Below are 15,464 nucleotides of genomic sequence, written 5' to 3'. Positions count from 1 at the left end.
CAGTTGCCAGAAAGTTGTTTGACCCGAACAAAAATAATTAAAGGGAAGGACGTACACCATGCAATCACCTGCCACCTTCACCACCCATATCGTATTGGCTGCGCTGGGCCTGATCGCCTATCACCAGGCCCAGGCCGCCCGTATCGAACCCGCCGGCAGTGCGTTTACCGCCCAAGGGCCCATCAGTTTTTCAAAAGGCGCGCTGATCAGTGCTGATTGCACCATCAAAGTGGCCGGCAAGGTGGCGGCTGATGGTTCATCGGTAAACGTCGACAAAGTCGAATTCGACGGCGGCCTCAAGTGCAGCCGGGTGGAAGCCATCAACTTGCCTTGGGTACTCGTCGCGAAAGACACCAAGAGTGGTTCCATGTCGAAGATCGCCGTGGATGTCCATGCCTTTGGTTTGGGCGGCAAGTGCGGGCCATCCACTGCCGACGGTACATGGGACAACGCCACCGGCAAGTTGGAAGCCACGAATGTGCCCATCGGCGAAGACTGCAAAATCAAGACGGTATCTATCAAGATGCCGCCGACCTTTAAAGTTGTTGAATAACCGCTGGAAGTTGTTGCGGTAATTGAATTGAGATTTGGCTGGAAAGGGAAGTTCTGCAGTTTCACCGTGACCTCTCGATCATGGCCATTACCCCTGGCGAAATGAATTCGCCATAACATGTGAGGAAAAACAATGAAAAGCTTGAAAACTCTCGTGTCGTTAACTGCTTTGACTGTTTGCATGGGTGCTGCTTCGATGGCGAATGCCTACAGCATCAGTCCTGTCAGCACAAACTTCTCCGCGCCAGGCACCATTTCGGTGAAGTCACCGTCGTCCTTCCAGGCCACCGTTAACTGTGGCGCCACCTTTACCGGGAACGTCGATGCGACCGGTGTTGCCAAGATCACCAACGTCGCCGTCACCGGTGGCGGCCTGTGTGCGCTGCCTAAAATTACCGGCTTGCCTTGGACGTTGACTGCCACCGGTCCTGCTGCCGGGTCAGTGACCAACGTCGGCTACACCATTGCCTCTTCGATTCTGTATCCCGCCTCCAATTGCGGGCCTTCCACCATCACCGTGGGCTACAGCGGTGGTGTGCTGACCGCTACCAACCAGACCCTGAGCGGCAGCTGCACCGTGGTAAGCCTGAGTGTTACCCCAAGCCCTGCACTGACCATCGTGCCTTGAAGAAGGCCTGAGAACAAAGGGTTGATCACCCGGTGAAAAACTGGCGCCTCCACAGGGCGCCAGTTCATGAATTGCAAGCCGCAAGACGAACCGGCAGGGCTGGCTCAGAGATAATAATAAGGAGTGCCGCATGAATAATAAGAAACAACATGTGCAGGTTTTGCTGGGGCTGGCGTTGATGGGCGGGGCTATGGCGACGGCACCCGCACAGGCCGGCGGTTTTTCAACACCGACCTACGGGGCGCCAGGGTGGGGCCGGGCATTTGCCGGTGGTTCACTGTTTAAGAACGACCCGAGCTCAGCGTACAACAACCCGGCGGCCATGGCGTTTGTGGAGCACAACGTTGCGCAATTTACGGTCGACTACGCGCGCATCAAGATCAAGTACAAGGGCGATGCCTCTGATTATGCGGGCAACCCCATTTCCAATACGCCATTGGATGCCAATGGTTTTCCCGATGGGACGGCGACTACGGTCAATAACAATGACGGTGGGCAGGGCGGGTTTACGGCCTGGTTGCCAACCGGGTTCATGGTCATGCCCCTCGGGGATCGCTTCGCGTTCGGCTTGAGCCAAGTTGTGCCCCAGGGCATGCGCTCTACCTGGGATGAGAACTCGAAACTGCGCGACTTTGCAGTGGACACCAAAATCGAAACTGTGGGGCTGACCGGCTCCCTGTCCTTCAAAGTGAATGATCAGTTCTCCATCGGAGGCGGGGTGATCGTTCAGCACAGCAAGGGGTTCGTCAGCCAGAACGTCGACTTGCTGTCTGCCGCTGCAGTGTCCGATTCGGTGCTGGGTGGCATCAATTTCCCATCGGATGTTGGTCATGCGTTGATGCGTGTCAAAGTTGACAATATTTCGGCGGGCTGGTTTACCGGCGTGGTCTGGAAGCCCACAGAACGAGATACGCTTGGCTTGAATTACCACGCCAAGATCAAGAACAAGATGACCGGCAAATACAATATTTACGCCGATCAGTTTTCCTACAACTTGATGACCCAACCGAGCCCGTTTGGCGGTAGCGGTACGTTGGTGAACACCGCTTATCCAGGGTTGGAGTTGGCACCGGACGGCGCCCACGCCAGCGTGCAGTTGGACATTCCTGCCACGGCGGGTCTGGACTGGGTACACCAGTTCAACGATCGTTTCACCTTGGGAGCGAGCGTGACCTGGACGGAGTGGTCCTCGTTCAAGGACCTGACGCTTAACTCCGGCGGCACCACTATTGTGTCAATTCCCTACAACTACAAGAACACTTGGATGTACTCCCTCGGTGGCGACTATCGGGTTACCGATGAGCTGACCTTGCGTGCAGGTGTCGCCCTTGATCAGACACCTACCCGCAATTCGACTCGCGACCCGCGAATCCCGGATGGCGACCGTACATTCCTGTCGTTGGGGGCCGGCTACGACGTGAAAGCAATCAAGGGGCTGAGTGTTGACTTGGCCTATTCCCACCAGTTTGTGCAAGAGGTCAAGCTCAAGACCCAAAACGTCGATCGCCTCGGTGGCGCAAGCCTGAATGGCAAAGCCGAATCTTCAGGTGATGTTGTTTCTGTTTCGGCTACCTACGCGTTCTAGTTCAATGCCCCAACATTAGGGATAAACGCGCCAAGCGCATCTTGGTGCGTTTATCCTCGATGTTTCTTTTTAACGGGATGCTCGCGTAACCCGTTCATGTCTCCTAATCATCTCCACGTGAGAAATTAATAGTTGTTGGCAACTCTCCCGCTTTTTCAAGCGTCGATCGGCTGCGCGTTTAGTTGCGTGGTTTGGTACTACTCATCACTCAGATTATTCCTATTTCAGCTCATGTTCAGATGCAAGAGATTTGTTCTACCCGAACCGCAATGGTTTCAGGGAAGAACAATGTAGGTCGAACAGAGCGTTGATGATTTGGCTGTATCAAGAGAACTGTGGTTTACGCAGGGCTTTTTGAACATGGCCATTACTCCAGGCGAATAACTCGCCTTTATCGATGAGGAATAATAATGATGAACTTGAAAACTCTGGTGTCGTTGTCTGCCCTGGCTGTGTGCATGGGTGTTGCGTCTATGGCCAATGCGTACAGCATCACTCCTGTCAACACCAGCTTCTCCGCGCCCGGCACGATCTCGGTGAAATCGCCATCTTCCTACCAGGCAGCGGTCAATTGCGGGGCGACCTTCACCGGTAACGTCGACGCCGCTGGCGTTGCCAAAATCACGGATGTGGCCATTACCGGTGGTGGGCTTTGCAGTCTGCCCAAAATCACGGGCTTGCCTTGGACCCTGACGGCTACTGGTCCAACAGCAGGTTCAGTGACCAACGTCGGATACACCATTGCGGGCTCGATTCTGTACCCAGGCTCCAATTGTGGCGCGTCGACTATCACTGGCAACTACAGCGGTGGCGTATTGACGGCGACCAATCAACCCCTGGCAGGCAATTGCACCGTGGTGAGCTTGAGCGTCAAGCCAACCCCGGCGTTCACCGTTGTTCCTTGAGGATGGCGTGAGCGCAAGGGGCTGATCGCCCGTTAAACGACAGGCGCCTCCAAAGAGGCGTCTGTTGCGACTGCGTGCCCCAGAGCATGCGCTCCACCTGGGACCCAGACTCGAAAGTCCGTGGGTTTGCAGTGGACACCAAGATCGAAACCGTGGGTTTGACGGGAGCCTTGTCGTTCAAGGTCAACGACCAGTTCTCCGTTGGCGGAGGGATGATTGTCCAGCACAGCAAGGGGTTCGTCAGCCAGAACGTCGACGTGTTGTCAGCGGCGGCGGTGTCGGACTCTGAACTGGGCGGCATTCCTTTTCCGTCGGACGTCGGCAGCGCGCTGATGCGAGTAAAGGTCGACAATGTGTCAGTTGGCTGGTTTTCCGGTGTGGTCTGGAAACCCACGGAAAACGACTCCCTGGGCTTGAACTACCACGCCAGGATCAAGAACAAGATGACTGGCAAGTACAACATCCATGCCGATCAATTTTCCTACAATCTCATGACTCAACCGAGTCCCTTCGGCGGCAGCGGTACGCTAGTGGGCGTGGCCTATCCGGGGCTTGAGCTGTTTCCGGACGGTGCCCACGCCAGCACCCAACTGGACATTCCTGCCACCGCAGGCCTGGACTGGGTACATCGATTCAATGACCGACTTACCCTGGGCGCGAGTGTGGTCTGGACGCAGTGGTCATCGTTCAAGGACCTGACACTCAGGTCTGGGGACATCACAATCGTCTCTATTCCCTACACCTACAGGAACACCTGGATGTACGCCCTCGGTGGCGACTTCCGTGCGACCGATGAACTGACCTTGCGCGCAGGTGTGGCCATTGACCAGACGCCAACGCGCAATTCGACCCGTGATCCGCGCATCCCGGACGGTGATCGGACCTTCCTGTCGCTCGGTGCAGGGTATGACGTGAAGGCAATCGAGGGCCTGACCCTCGATGTAGCTTACTCCCACCAGTTCGTTCAGCCGGTGAAGTTGAAGACCCAGAACGTCGACCGGCTGGGGGCGGCAAGTCTGGATGGCAAAGTGAATGCCTCCGGCGATGTCGTGAGCCTGTCGGCCACCTATACGTTCTGACCTTTCAGGGCGGTGATCCCTTTAGATGACGGGTTGACCCGGCGGCCCATTCAGCCGCCGTTTTTTTCGTGCAGGCGTTAAATAAATATTTCAAAACAAAATTTGAATATAGTTTTCGAATTTTGTAGTGTGGCGTTACGCCGCATGTCATCCGACCTGGCGCACGTAGGCCGTACCCTGAATCGAGTAGAGGTATCTCCATGGTTATCTGGTTACTGGTGGGTTTCGCAGCAGCGATCGCCCTGGCATATCGACAAGCTGTCGCCACCTTATGGTTGGTCACGGGCCTGATCTGGCTGGCAGCGGGTTACCTGTTCAACGTGGTGGCCGGTTTCGGCACCGCTGTCGCGGCGATACTGGTAGTGGCGCCCGCGTTGCTGATGACGATCAAACCCCTGCGCCGCACCTTGCTGACCCGTAGGGCCCTGGGCCTGTTTCGTACGATCATGCCGGCGATGTCTGACACTGAACGCGCCGCCATCGAGTCCGGCACCGTGTGGTGGGATGCCGAGCTGTTCAGCGGCAAGCCCAACTGGCAGCGCCTGCTGCAAGCGGCACCGGCTAGCCTGAGCGCTGAAGAGCAAGCCTTCCTCGACAACGAAGTGGAGACCCTGTGCGACATCGCCAACGACTGGGAAACCACCCAGATCTGGCAGGACATGTCGCCCGAAGGCTGGCAGTACACCAAGGATGCCGGGTTCCTTGGCATGATCATTCCCAAGCAATACGGCGGTAAAGGCTTTTCCCACTACGCGCACTCCCAGGTGGTGATGAAGCTGTCGACCCGTTGCTCGGCAGCGGCGATTTCGGTGATGGTGCCCAATTCCCTCGGCCCGGCCGAACTGCTGCTGCATTACGGCACCGATGCCCAGCGCAATTACTACCTGCCGCGTCTGGCGAGGGGTGAAGACATTCCGTGTTTTGCCCTGACCAGCCCGTATGCCGGCTCCGATGCAGGGGCAATTCCCGACCTGGGCATCGTCTGCAAAGGCACCCACGAGGGCGAGGAAGTTCTGGGCTTCCGTGTGACCTGGGACAAGCGCTACATCACCCTGGGCCCGATTGCGACGGTGCTGGGCCTGGCGTTTCGCGCAGAAGACCCGGATGGGTTGCTCGGCGCTCCCGGTTCACTCGGCATCACGTGCGCACTGATCCCAACGTCCCATCCCGGCGTCAACAGTGGCCGCCGTCATTGGCCGCTGAACGCGGTATTCCAAAACGGTCCTACCACCGGCAAGGACGTGTTCATTCCGCTTGAGTGGGTGATCGGCGGTCGTGAACAAGTCGGCAACGGCTGGCGCATGCTGATGGAATGCCTGGCGGCCGGCCGGGCGATTTCGCTGCCATCGGCCAACGTCGGCCTGGGCAAGGTGGCGGTGCGCGGCACCACCGCCTATGCCGCGATGCGCAAACAATTCGGCCTGCCCATCGGCAAGTTCGAAGGCGTACAGGCACCCTTGGCGCGCATGGCCGGGCACTTGTATGCCTGCGATGCGGTGCGCAAGGTCTCGGTGGCGTCCCTGGACGCGGGTGAGAAACCGTCGGTGATCTCGGCCATTGCCAAGTACCACGTCACCGAGCGTGCGCGGATCATCGTCAATGACGGAATGGATATCGTCGCCGGCAAGGGCATCTGCATGGGCCCCAACAACTTCCTGGCCCGTGCCTACCAGCAAAGCCCCATTGCCATTACGGTGGAAGGCGCGAACATCATGACGCGCTGCCTGATCATCTTTGGCCAGGGCCTGATCCGCTGCCATCCCTATGTGTTCCGCGAGATGGAAGCTGCGCGTAATCCGGACCGGCGCAAGGCGCTGGAAGCCTTCGACAGTGCCATGTTTGGCCATGTGAGTTTTGTGTTGGCCAATACCGTACGTGCAGCGGTGCATTCCCTTACAGGCGGGCGGTTGATCGCTGCCCCGGCCAAGACCGAGCCGGCACTGGCATCCTACTACCGCCAGGCCAATCGCCTGTCAGTGGTACTCGCGCTGATCTCGGACATTTCCATGGGCGTGCTGGGCGGTGCCCTCAAGCGTAAGGAAAGTATCACTGGGCGCCTGGGGGATATGCTGTCGCAGTTGTACATCCTGTCCTGCGTACTCAAGCGTTTTGAGGACGACGGCCGGCCCCAGGCGGATCTGCCGTTGGTGCATTGGTCGGCCCAGGATGCGTTGCTGCGGGCCCATGAAGCGCTGGCGGAAGTGCTCGACAACTACCCATCGAAACCTGCGGCGGCGGTGGTGCGTGGCCTGACATTCCCGTTCGGGATCCCATTGCGCAAACCGTCGGACCGTCTGCTGGCCCAGGTGGCCGACGTGGTGCAGACACCAGGCGAAACCCGTGACCGCTTACTGGCCAACTCCTACATCCCACGTCCGGAAATCGACAAGCTGGCCTACGGCGAACTGGGTTTCCGTCTGTTGCCGCAGGTGGAGCTGATCGACGCGCGACTCAAACCTGCCGTCAAGCAAGGCCTGATCGAACCGATGCCTATCTCCGCAACGGCCTTCACCGGCTGGCGCGTCAGGGCGCGGGCGCTGGACCTGATCAGCGACGACGAAGACACCTTGCTCGGGCGCTACGTGGAATACGCCGATCACGGCATCCAGGTGGACGACTTCCCGCAGGACTTCGGGTTGCTGGAGGCATTGCAGCAGCGCAAGCAAGCGCTGGAGCCCGTGCCAAAGCGCCGAACCGCCCAAGGTGAAAACGCCTCGGTCAGTTGAGTGGCACTGAATGTACACGGTCAGTGTGGGAGCCGGCTTGCCTGCGATGCAGACGACTCGGTGCATCAGAAACACCGAGGTGATGCCATCGCAGGCAAGCCAGCTCCCACATTGATCGGGTTTACACGTCAAGACAGTGGGTTTACCTATGAGTGACAGCTACCTTACTTTCGTTAATTCCCCTTGGGGCCGTCGCTTGGCCCAGGCCGTTGGTTTACCGCAACCCTTGCCACTGCAACGTCACCGCAGCGGCCAGCAGGGCATGGCCAATCCGGTGATCGTCGCCGGAGCAGGGCGCCTGGCCGCCGAGGTGCGGCGGATTTTCGCGGCTACCGATACCGTTGTCGGCACCCCGGCCACGCTCAAGGCGCCTTCCACGGTGAAAGTGCAGGGCGCCGTGTTTGATGCCAGCGCCGTGGCCGATCTGCAACAGTTGGATGAGTTGTATGTGTTCTTTCACGCCAACGCCAAGCGCCTTGGCCACCACGGGCGCGTGGTGGTGCTCGGCACCGCGCCGGAACAGTGTCAGGATTTGCCCCAGGCCATCGCCCAACGCGCCCTCGAAGGCTTGGTGCGCTCGCTGGCCAAGGAGCTGCGCCGGGCGATCACCGTGCAGTTGATCTACGTGGCGCCCGGTGCTGAAGACGCGCTGGACAGCAGCTTGCGTTTCTTCTTGTCGCGCCGGTCGGCCTATGTATCCGGGCAGGTGGTACGTCTTGAAAAGCCCGTGGACGGTCACGTCACGGTCAACTGGGACAAACCCTTCGCCGGTCGTCGCGCCCTTGTCACCGGTGCTTCTCGTGGCATCGGTTTGGCGATTGCCCAGGTGTTGGCGCGGGACGGCGCCCATGTCGTGTGCGTGGACGTGCCCCAGGCCCAGGCGTCGCTGCAACAGGCGGCGGACAGTGTCGGCGGTTCTGCGCTGCCCCTGGACATCACCGCGACGGACGCCGCCGCATTGCTGCAAGCCCATGTCAGCCAATACGGCGCTTTTGATGTGGTGGTGCATAACGCCGGGATCACCCGTGACAAGACCATCGCCAAAATGACCGAGGCCGCCTGGCGCAGCGTGCTGGCGGTGAACCTTGAAGCGCCGTTGCAACTGAGCAATGCCTTGTTGGACAGCCAAGGCCTCACGCCTGGGGGCCGTATCGTTTGTGTCTCGTCGATTTCCGGCATCGCCGGCAACCTCGGGCAAAGTAATTACGCCACTTCCAAGGCAGGCGTAATCGGCCTGGTGCAGGGCCTGGCACCGCGTGCGGCGGCGCAGCAGGTGACGGTGAATGCGGTGGCGCCAGGGTTCATCGAAACCCAGATGACCGCAAGGATCCCGCTGATGATCCGTGAAGCCGGGCGGCGCATGAATTCGCTGTCCCAGGGCGGGCAGCCCATCGACGTGGCCGAGACCATCGCCTGGCTGGCGCATCCTGCTTCCGGCGGGGTCAACGGCCAAGTCGTACGGGTGTGCGGCCAAAGCCTGCTAGGAGCCTGAGCCATGGACTACGTGACGCAGATCATCGATCCGCCGCCCTCACGCACCCGCTTGCTGCTGGACGGCGTGCGTGCCTTGCGCAAACCCAAGCTTGACGGTGCGCCCGTGCTGCCCAAGGAGCGCCTGGTGCGCTCGGCGGTGGCGTTGTCTGCCGGCGACATCGCTGCTTATGGCCGCGCCTGTGGCTTTCGCCGCGAGCAGGGCGTGCCGTTGTGCTATCCCCATGTGCTGGCGTTTCCGTTGCACTTGATGCTGCTGACCCGTCCCAGCTTCCCGTTCCCGGCCAGTGGCATGGTGCACCTGGCCAATCGCATCCGTCAGCACCAGCGTTTGCACGAAGGCCAGGCGTTGCGCATTGAGGTGTATTGCGAGCGTTGGGTTGCCCATCCCAAGGGGCAGGCGCTGAGTATTGCCACCCGTGCCTACGGTGCCGACATGCTGGTATGGGAAAGCGACAGCCTGTACCTGCGCCGTGATGCGAAAGACCCTGTCGGCGAGCCCTGGGAGGACGCTTTGCCGTTGCAGGAGGAAGGCTTGTTACGTACCCAGCGCTGGGTGTTGCCCGCCGACCTGGGCCGGCGTTTTGCCAAGGTGTCGGGGGATTTCAACCCGATCCACACCTCGGTGATCGGCGCCAAACTGTTCGGCTTTCGTCGCGCTATCGCCCATGGCATGTGGACGCTGGGCCGCGCGCTCGCTGCCCAGCAACCGCCCGGCGGCCTGGACCAGGCCGAGGCGCATTGTGACTTCAAGTTACCGATCTTCCTGCCCGGCCAGGTCGCGCTGTGGCGCCGCCCGGTGACCGGTCCGCGCCGCGAATTCGAAGTGCGCAATTTCGCCGGTGACAAACCCCATATGCGTGGCCTTTTCATCTGGAAAGAGAACCTGGAATGAGTGAATACAGCTTCAACCCGGCCCCGGTCCGACGCGTGGCGATCATCGGCGGTAACCGCACCCCTTTTGCTCGCTCCAACACGGTATACGCCCACGACAGCAACCAGGACCTGCTGGTCGCCGCCCTGCAAGGCTTGGTCGACCGCTACAACCTGCACGGCCAACGCCTCGGTGAGTTTGCCGCCGGGGCGGTGATCAAACATTCGCGCGATTTCAATCTGGCGCGAGAGTCGCTGCTGTCTACCACGTTGTCGCCGGATACGCCGGCCTACGATGTGCAGCAAGCCTGCGGCACCGGGCTGGAAGCGGCGTTGCTGGTGGCGAACAAGATTGCGCTCGGTCAGATCGAGGTGGGTATCGCCGGTGGTGCCGACACCACCTCCGACGCGCCTATCGGCATCAATGAATCCCTGCGCCACACCTTGCTCGCGGCCAATCGAGCCAAGGGCATGGCCGACAAGCTGAAGACATTGCTAAAGGTGCGGCCAGCGATGTTTTTCAAACCGCTGCTGCCACGCAATGGCGAGCCCCGCACCGGTTTGTCCATGGGCGAACACTGCGAGGAAATGGCCAAGCGCTGGCAGATCAAGCGCCTGGCCCAGGACGAGTTGACCCTCACCAGCCATCAGCGCCTGGAGGCGGCCTACAAACGCGGCTTCTTCGACGACTTGATCAGCCCCCATCGCGGCCTGGCCCGCGACAATAACCTGCGCGCCGATGCCAGCCTGGAGAAGCTCGCCGGCCTGTCCCCGGCCTATGACCGGCAAAACGGTACGCTCACGGCCGGCAACTCCACCCCCCTGACCGATGGCGCCTCGGTGGTGCTGCTGGCCAGCGAAGAATGGGCGGCCGCCAACGGCTGGCCGGTGCTGGCTTACCTGCGCACCGGCGAAACCGCGGCGGTGAACTTTGTCGATGGCACCGAAGGCCTGCTGATGGCCCCGGCTTACGCGGTACCGCGCATGCTGGAACGTGAAGGCCTGAGCTTCAAGGACTTTGACTTCTTCGAGATCCACGAAGCCTTTGCTGCCCAGGTGTTGTGCACGCTGAAGGCCTGGGAGGACCCCGATTATTGCCGCGAGCGGCTAGGCTTGGACGCGCCCCTGGGCACCATCGACCGCGCGAAGATGAACGTCAACGGTGGTTCGCTGGGTTGCGGCCATCCCTTTGCGGCCACGGGGGGCCGGCAGTTGGCGGCGCTGGCCAAGATCATCCATGAGAACGGCGGCGGGCGCGGCCTGATATCCATCTGCGCGGCGGGCGGGCTGGGCATTACCGCCATCGTCGAAAAGTAGCTCTATCAAAAACAACAACAAGGAGACTGCCATGAACGCTGTAAGCCTGGAACACACCGAACGGATCTGGTTGAACGCTTACCTGCCCGGCGTCCCGGCGGATATTGACGCCGGTATCGAGGACTACCCATCGTTGCGCGAGGTGTTCCTGGAACACCTGGAGAAGTTTCGCGAGCGGGTGGCGTACGTCAGCATCGGCACCGAAATGACCTACGCCGACTGGCAGGTGCAAGGCGTTGCGTTTGCCGCTTGGCTGCAGGGGCAGGGCGTCAGGAAAGGCGAGCGTGTGGCGCTGATGATGCCTAACTGCTTGCAGTACCCGATCTGCCTGCTGGGCACGATCCTGGCTGGGGCGGTGGTGGTCAACGTCAACCCGCTGTACACCTCCCATGAACTCAAGCACCTGCTCAAGGACAGCGGCGCGGAAACCGTGGTGATTTTCGAAAACTTCGCCCACACCCTGAAAAAAGTCATCACCGGCAGCAGCGTCAAGCGCGTGGTGATCGCGGCCATCGGCGATTTGCTCGGTACGTTCAAGGGCGCGGCGATGAATTTCATCCTTCGCCGTGTGCAAAAGCAGGTGCCGGCGTTCAATCTGCCTGGCTCGGTGCGCTTTAATCAGGTGTTGAAACAGGGGCGGGCGCTCAACCATTTCCCGGTGGAGATGCACCTCGACGAGCTGGCCTTTCTGCAATACACCGGCGGCACCACCGGCGATGCCAAGGGCGTGATGCTCAGCCACCGCAATATCATCGCCAACCTGTTGCAAGCCAAGGCCTGGGTGGGGGATCAACTGGACCAGGACAAGCAGGAAACCAACGTCACCTTGCTGCCGCTGTACCACATTTTTTCGCTGACGGTGAATTGCCTGATGTTCATGTGCCTGGGTGGGCGCAACATCCTGATCGCCAACCCGCGGGACGTGAAACGTGTACAGATGATCCTGCGCAAGGAGCGCTTCAATGGGATTGCCGGGGTCAACACCCTGTTTAACGGTTTGCTGGAGAACGAGGCGTTCTGCGCACGGGACTTTTCCGACCTGCGCATGGTGATCGCCGGCGGCATGGCCACGCACACGGCGGTGGCCAAGCGCTGGAAGGAAGTCACTGGGCTGCCGATCATCGAAGGCTATGGCCTCACCGAGTGTTCGCCGGTGGTGAGCATCAGCCCGATTGACATTGCGCGCATGCGCGAGATGGAATTCACCGGCAGCATCGGCGTGCCGTTGCCCTCGACCTGGGTGCGGTTTGTCCGCGAAGACGGTGAGTTGGCTGAGATTGGCGAGCAGGGCGAACTGCAAGTGCGCGGGCCCCAGGTGATGCAAGGTTATTGGCAGCGCCCCGAGGCCACTGCCGAAGTGCTGGATGCCGAAGGGTGGTTGTCGACCGGTGATATCGGGGTGATGGACGCCCGTGGTTACATCCGTCTGGTGGACCGCAAGAAGGATATGATTCTGGTCTCCGGTTTCAACGTTTACCCCAATGAAATCGAGGACGTGGTGGCGCTGCACCCCGCAGTGGCCGAAGTGGCGGCGATTGGCGTAGAAGATGGCGTGACCGGTGAGAAGGTCAAGATCATTGTGGTGCGCAAGGACCCGAACCTGACCCAGGAACAGATTCTTGCCCATTGCCGCGAGTATCTGACAGGTTACAAAATGCCCAAGTATGTGGAGTTCCGCACCACCGAGTTGCCCAAGACCACCGTGGGCAAAGTGCTTCGTCGGGCGCTGCGCTGAGTTGAAGATTTAGGTGATTCAAGTGTGGGCGCTGGCTTGCCTGCGAGAGCGGTGTATCAGTCACATCGCCATCGCAGGCAAGCCAGCTCCCACAGGGTTCGGTGGGTTGGTTTAGAGTGCGTTCACTGTTACCCAGCGTTCTTCGAGGGCAGCTACGCGAATCGCCGTCGCCAGCCGCTCCACCTCCCACGCCGCTTCGAAATCAGTGCCATCCGCGCCTTGACCGGCTATGGCCATGATCAATTCCTGCACTTCCAGCGTCTTTAGTTCGTTGTACCCCAACTGATGCCCCGCCGCCGGACTGAACGCCGCATAACCGGGCAGGGCCGGTCCTGCGAGCACGCGTTGGAACCCGTCCTGGCCCACGCGACACACCTGCAATTCATTCAAGCGCTCCTGATCGAACGTCAGTGTGCCTTTCGTCCCGCTGATCTCGAAACTCAGGTGGTTCTTGTATCCGTGCTTGAGCCAACTGCTGCTCACCGTGCCGCGCGCGCCGTTGGCGAAGCGCAGCAGGGCATGCACCTGGTCATCCACCGCGATGGGTTTGAGCTGCGCGCTGCCGGTGATGGCAGGTCGCCGGGCGTGGACGGTCTGGGTATCGGCACACACACTGACCACATCACCGAGCAGATAGCGCGCCATCGACAGCAAGTGGCTGCCCAGGTCCGCCAGGGCGCCGCCGGCATGCTCGACTTCGCAACGCCACGACCATGGAGAGGCCGGGTCGGCCATGAAGTCTTCGCTGAACTCACCCTGGAAGCTGATGATTTCGCCCAGTTCGCCACCGGCAATCATCTGCCGCGCCAACGTAATCATCGGGTTGTGCTGGTAGTTGTAGCCCACCCGCGTGACGACCCCGGCGGCACTGGCGGCGCGGCGCATGGCGTCGGCTTGTTCCAGGCTCACCGCCAGGGGTTTCTCGCAGTACACCGCCTTGCCCGCCGCGATGGCTGCCATGGCCATGGGGTAGTGCAAATGGTTGGGAGTGGTGATGGCCACTACGTCGACATTGGGATCATTGATCAAGGCTTGCCAGTCGCCGTGGGCCTGGGCAAATCCCCACGCCTTGGCGCAGCGTTGTGCGCGTTCGGTGTCGGCGTCGGCCAGCGCCGCCAGCTTGAGGTGTACCGGCAGTTCGAATACCGCGCGGGCGTTATTGAAGGCCAAGGCGTGGGCACGCCCCATGAAGCCTGTGCCGATCAAGCCGATTCCGAGTTCACGCATTGCCGTGGTCCTTTGGATTATTGTTTTCAGTGGGCTTATTAATGGAATAAAAATTCCCTAAATTCAATAGATGGAATAAAAATTCATTGAGGCCCCGACGATCACCCCGGCGAATGCAGTTATATTCAGGCTCTGACGAAAGCGGCTCAGTTAACAAAAGATAACGTAGCGCCGATTGTCAGACGATTCGAAAGCCCGCTAGGATGGCCCCTGCTTCCTCCAGGCGCTCTAGATTGCAGGTTTCAAGGCCCCGGAAGGCAGCGATAACAATAATAAATGGGAGAAAGGTCTATGAGTGAGCCTGTCATGGGTTGGGTTGTCTGCCGCCCACGCGCCGCACGCAGGGTTGCGATGCTGGCCGCAGCGCTCTCGCTGTTTGGCGCTGTCGCGTTGCCGACGGTTGTCCAGGCCGCCAGCGATACCTCTTTTGCGATTGAATCCCCCAAGGCCGCCAAAGGCCTGATGATCGATGTGGTCCATGCGGGCAAGCGCCTCGTGGCGGTTGGTGATCGCGGGCACATTCTCTATTCCGATGACCAGGGCAGCACCTGGACCCAAGCCAAAGTGCCCACCCGGCAGTTGCTCACGGCGGTGTTTTTCATCGACGACAAGCAAGGCTGGGCGGTGGGTCATGATGCGCAAATTCTTTCCAGTTCCGACGGCGGTGCCACCTGGACCCAGCAGTACCAGGATCTTAAGCGCGAAGCCCCGTTGCTCGATGTATGGTTCAACGATGCCAATCACGGCCTGGCCGTCGGCGCCTATGGCGCGCTGATCGAAACCACCGACGGCGGCAAGACCTGGGAAGACGTCAGCGACCGCCTCGACAACGAAGACCAGTACCACCTCAACGCCATCGCCTCCATCAAGGACGCCGGCCTGTTCATCGTCGGCGAGCAGGGCAGCATGTTCCGCTCCAGCGACGACGGCCAGACCTGGGAAAAACTCGAAGGCCCCTACGAGGGCTCGCTGTTTGGGGTGATCAGCACGGCGCAACCGCGAACCCTGCTGGCCTATGGCTTGCGCGGCAACCTGTACCGGTCGACGGATTTCGGCAGCACCTGGGAGCAAGTTGAGCTCAACGCCGCGCGGGGCGCGCTGGAGTTTGGTTTGTCCGGCGCGACGTTGCTGGAGGACGGCTCGATTGTTGTCGTCGGCAATGGTGGCAGCGTGGTGGTCAGCCATGACGACGGGTTGACCTTCAGCGTATTCAACCGTCCGGACCGGATTTCCCTTTCGTCCGTCACGGCGGCAGGCAATGGCAACTTGATTCTGGCCGGGCAGGGTGGCGTTCGCGTCGCTAAAGCCGATGGCGCCGAACCGACAAAACAATAAGAAGGCGGGGA

General features: G+C 60.3%; 11 protein-coding genes and 1 pseudogene. 11 read left to right on the top strand and 1 reads right to left on the bottom strand.

Annotated elements, in window-relative coordinates; translation table 11 throughout:
• Positions 1-58: 58 nt before the first annotated feature.
• The 10 genes and pseudogenes from praA to PF1751_RS14880 all read left to right on the top strand — a co-directional run bounded on the left by praA (position 59) and on the right by PF1751_RS14880 (position 12,891).
• Positions 59-553, top strand: a complete 495-nt coding sequence (gene praA / locus PF1751_RS14925) for an alkane oxidation protein activator PraA (RefSeq protein WP_010209993.1) — start codon at positions 59-61, stop codon at positions 551-553.
• Between the two features lie 132 nt (positions 554-685).
• Positions 686-1,180: an alkane oxidation protein activator PraB gene (praB, locus tag PF1751_RS14920; protein ID WP_021491573.1), complete on the top strand. Its 495-nt coding sequence runs from the start codon at positions 686-688 to the stop codon at positions 1,178-1,180.
• 130 nt (positions 1,181-1,310) lie between these two features.
• On the top strand, positions 1,311-2,765 hold the full coding sequence (locus PF1751_RS14915; protein WP_021491572.1) for an outer membrane protein transport protein: 1,455 nt from the start codon (positions 1,311-1,313) through the stop codon (positions 2,763-2,765).
• Between the two features lie 410 nt (positions 2,766-3,175).
• Positions 3,176-3,670, top strand: coding sequence for an alkane oxidation protein activator PraB (praB, locus tag PF1751_RS14910; RefSeq protein ID WP_044287285.1), 495 nt, complete (start codon positions 3,176-3,178; stop codon positions 3,668-3,670).
• A gap of 74 nt (positions 3,671-3,744) precedes the next feature.
• A pseudogene (locus PF1751_RS14905) lies at positions 3,745-4,749 on the top strand (outer membrane protein transport protein); the annotation flags it as partial.
• A 200-nt stretch (positions 4,750-4,949) separates the two neighbouring features.
• A complete protein-coding gene (locus PF1751_RS14900; protein WP_044287284.1) occupies positions 4,950-7,475 on the top strand; it encodes an acyl-CoA dehydrogenase in 2,526 nt (841 codons plus the stop codon).
• 148 nt (positions 7,476-7,623) lie between these two features.
• Positions 7,624-8,967: a 3-oxoacyl-ACP reductase gene (locus tag PF1751_RS14895; protein WP_029529127.1), complete on the top strand. Its 1,344-nt coding sequence runs from the start codon at positions 7,624-7,626 to the stop codon at positions 8,965-8,967.
• A gap of 3 nt (positions 8,968-8,970) precedes the next feature.
• Positions 8,971-9,861 carry a MaoC/PaaZ C-terminal domain-containing protein gene (locus PF1751_RS14890; RefSeq protein ID WP_044287283.1) on the top strand — a complete coding sequence of 297 codons (891 nt, stop codon included), beginning with the start codon at positions 8,971-8,973 and terminating at the stop codon, positions 9,859-9,861.
• Positions 9,858-11,156, top strand: a complete 1,299-nt coding sequence (locus PF1751_RS14885; protein ID WP_044287282.1) for an acetyl-CoA C-acetyltransferase — start codon at positions 9,858-9,860, stop codon at positions 11,154-11,156. The genes PF1751_RS14890 and PF1751_RS14885 overlap by 4 nt, the downstream gene beginning before the upstream one ends.
• 31 nt (positions 11,157-11,187) lie before the next feature.
• The gene (locus PF1751_RS14880) at positions 11,188-12,891 is read left to right on the top strand and encodes an AMP-binding protein (RefSeq protein WP_044287281.1); all 1,704 of its coding nucleotides are present in this window, start codon (positions 11,188-11,190) and stop codon (positions 12,889-12,891) included.
• Between the two features lie 111 nt (positions 12,892-13,002).
• Here the strand turns inward: PF1751_RS14880 and PF1751_RS14875 are convergent, their stop codons facing one another.
• A complete protein-coding gene (locus tag PF1751_RS14875; RefSeq protein WP_044287280.1) occupies positions 13,003-14,118 on the bottom strand; it encodes a Gfo/Idh/MocA family protein in 1,116 nt (371 codons plus the stop codon).
• Positions 14,119-14,424: 306 nt separating this feature from the next.
• Between PF1751_RS14875 and PF1751_RS14870 the strand changes: the two genes are divergently transcribed.
• Positions 14,425-15,453 carry a WD40/YVTN/BNR-like repeat-containing protein gene (locus PF1751_RS14870; RefSeq protein WP_029529128.1) on the top strand — a complete coding sequence of 343 codons (1,029 nt, stop codon included), beginning with the start codon at positions 14,425-14,427 and terminating at the stop codon, positions 15,451-15,453.
• Positions 15,454-15,464 lie beyond the last annotated feature (11 nt).

Source organism: Pseudomonas simiae (genome assembly GCF_000934565.1).
GTDB classification, from domain to species: Bacteria; Pseudomonadota; Gammaproteobacteria; order Pseudomonadales; family Pseudomonadaceae; genus Aquipseudomonas; species Aquipseudomonas simiae.
This window is presented reverse-complemented; position numbering and strand designations above follow the sequence as displayed.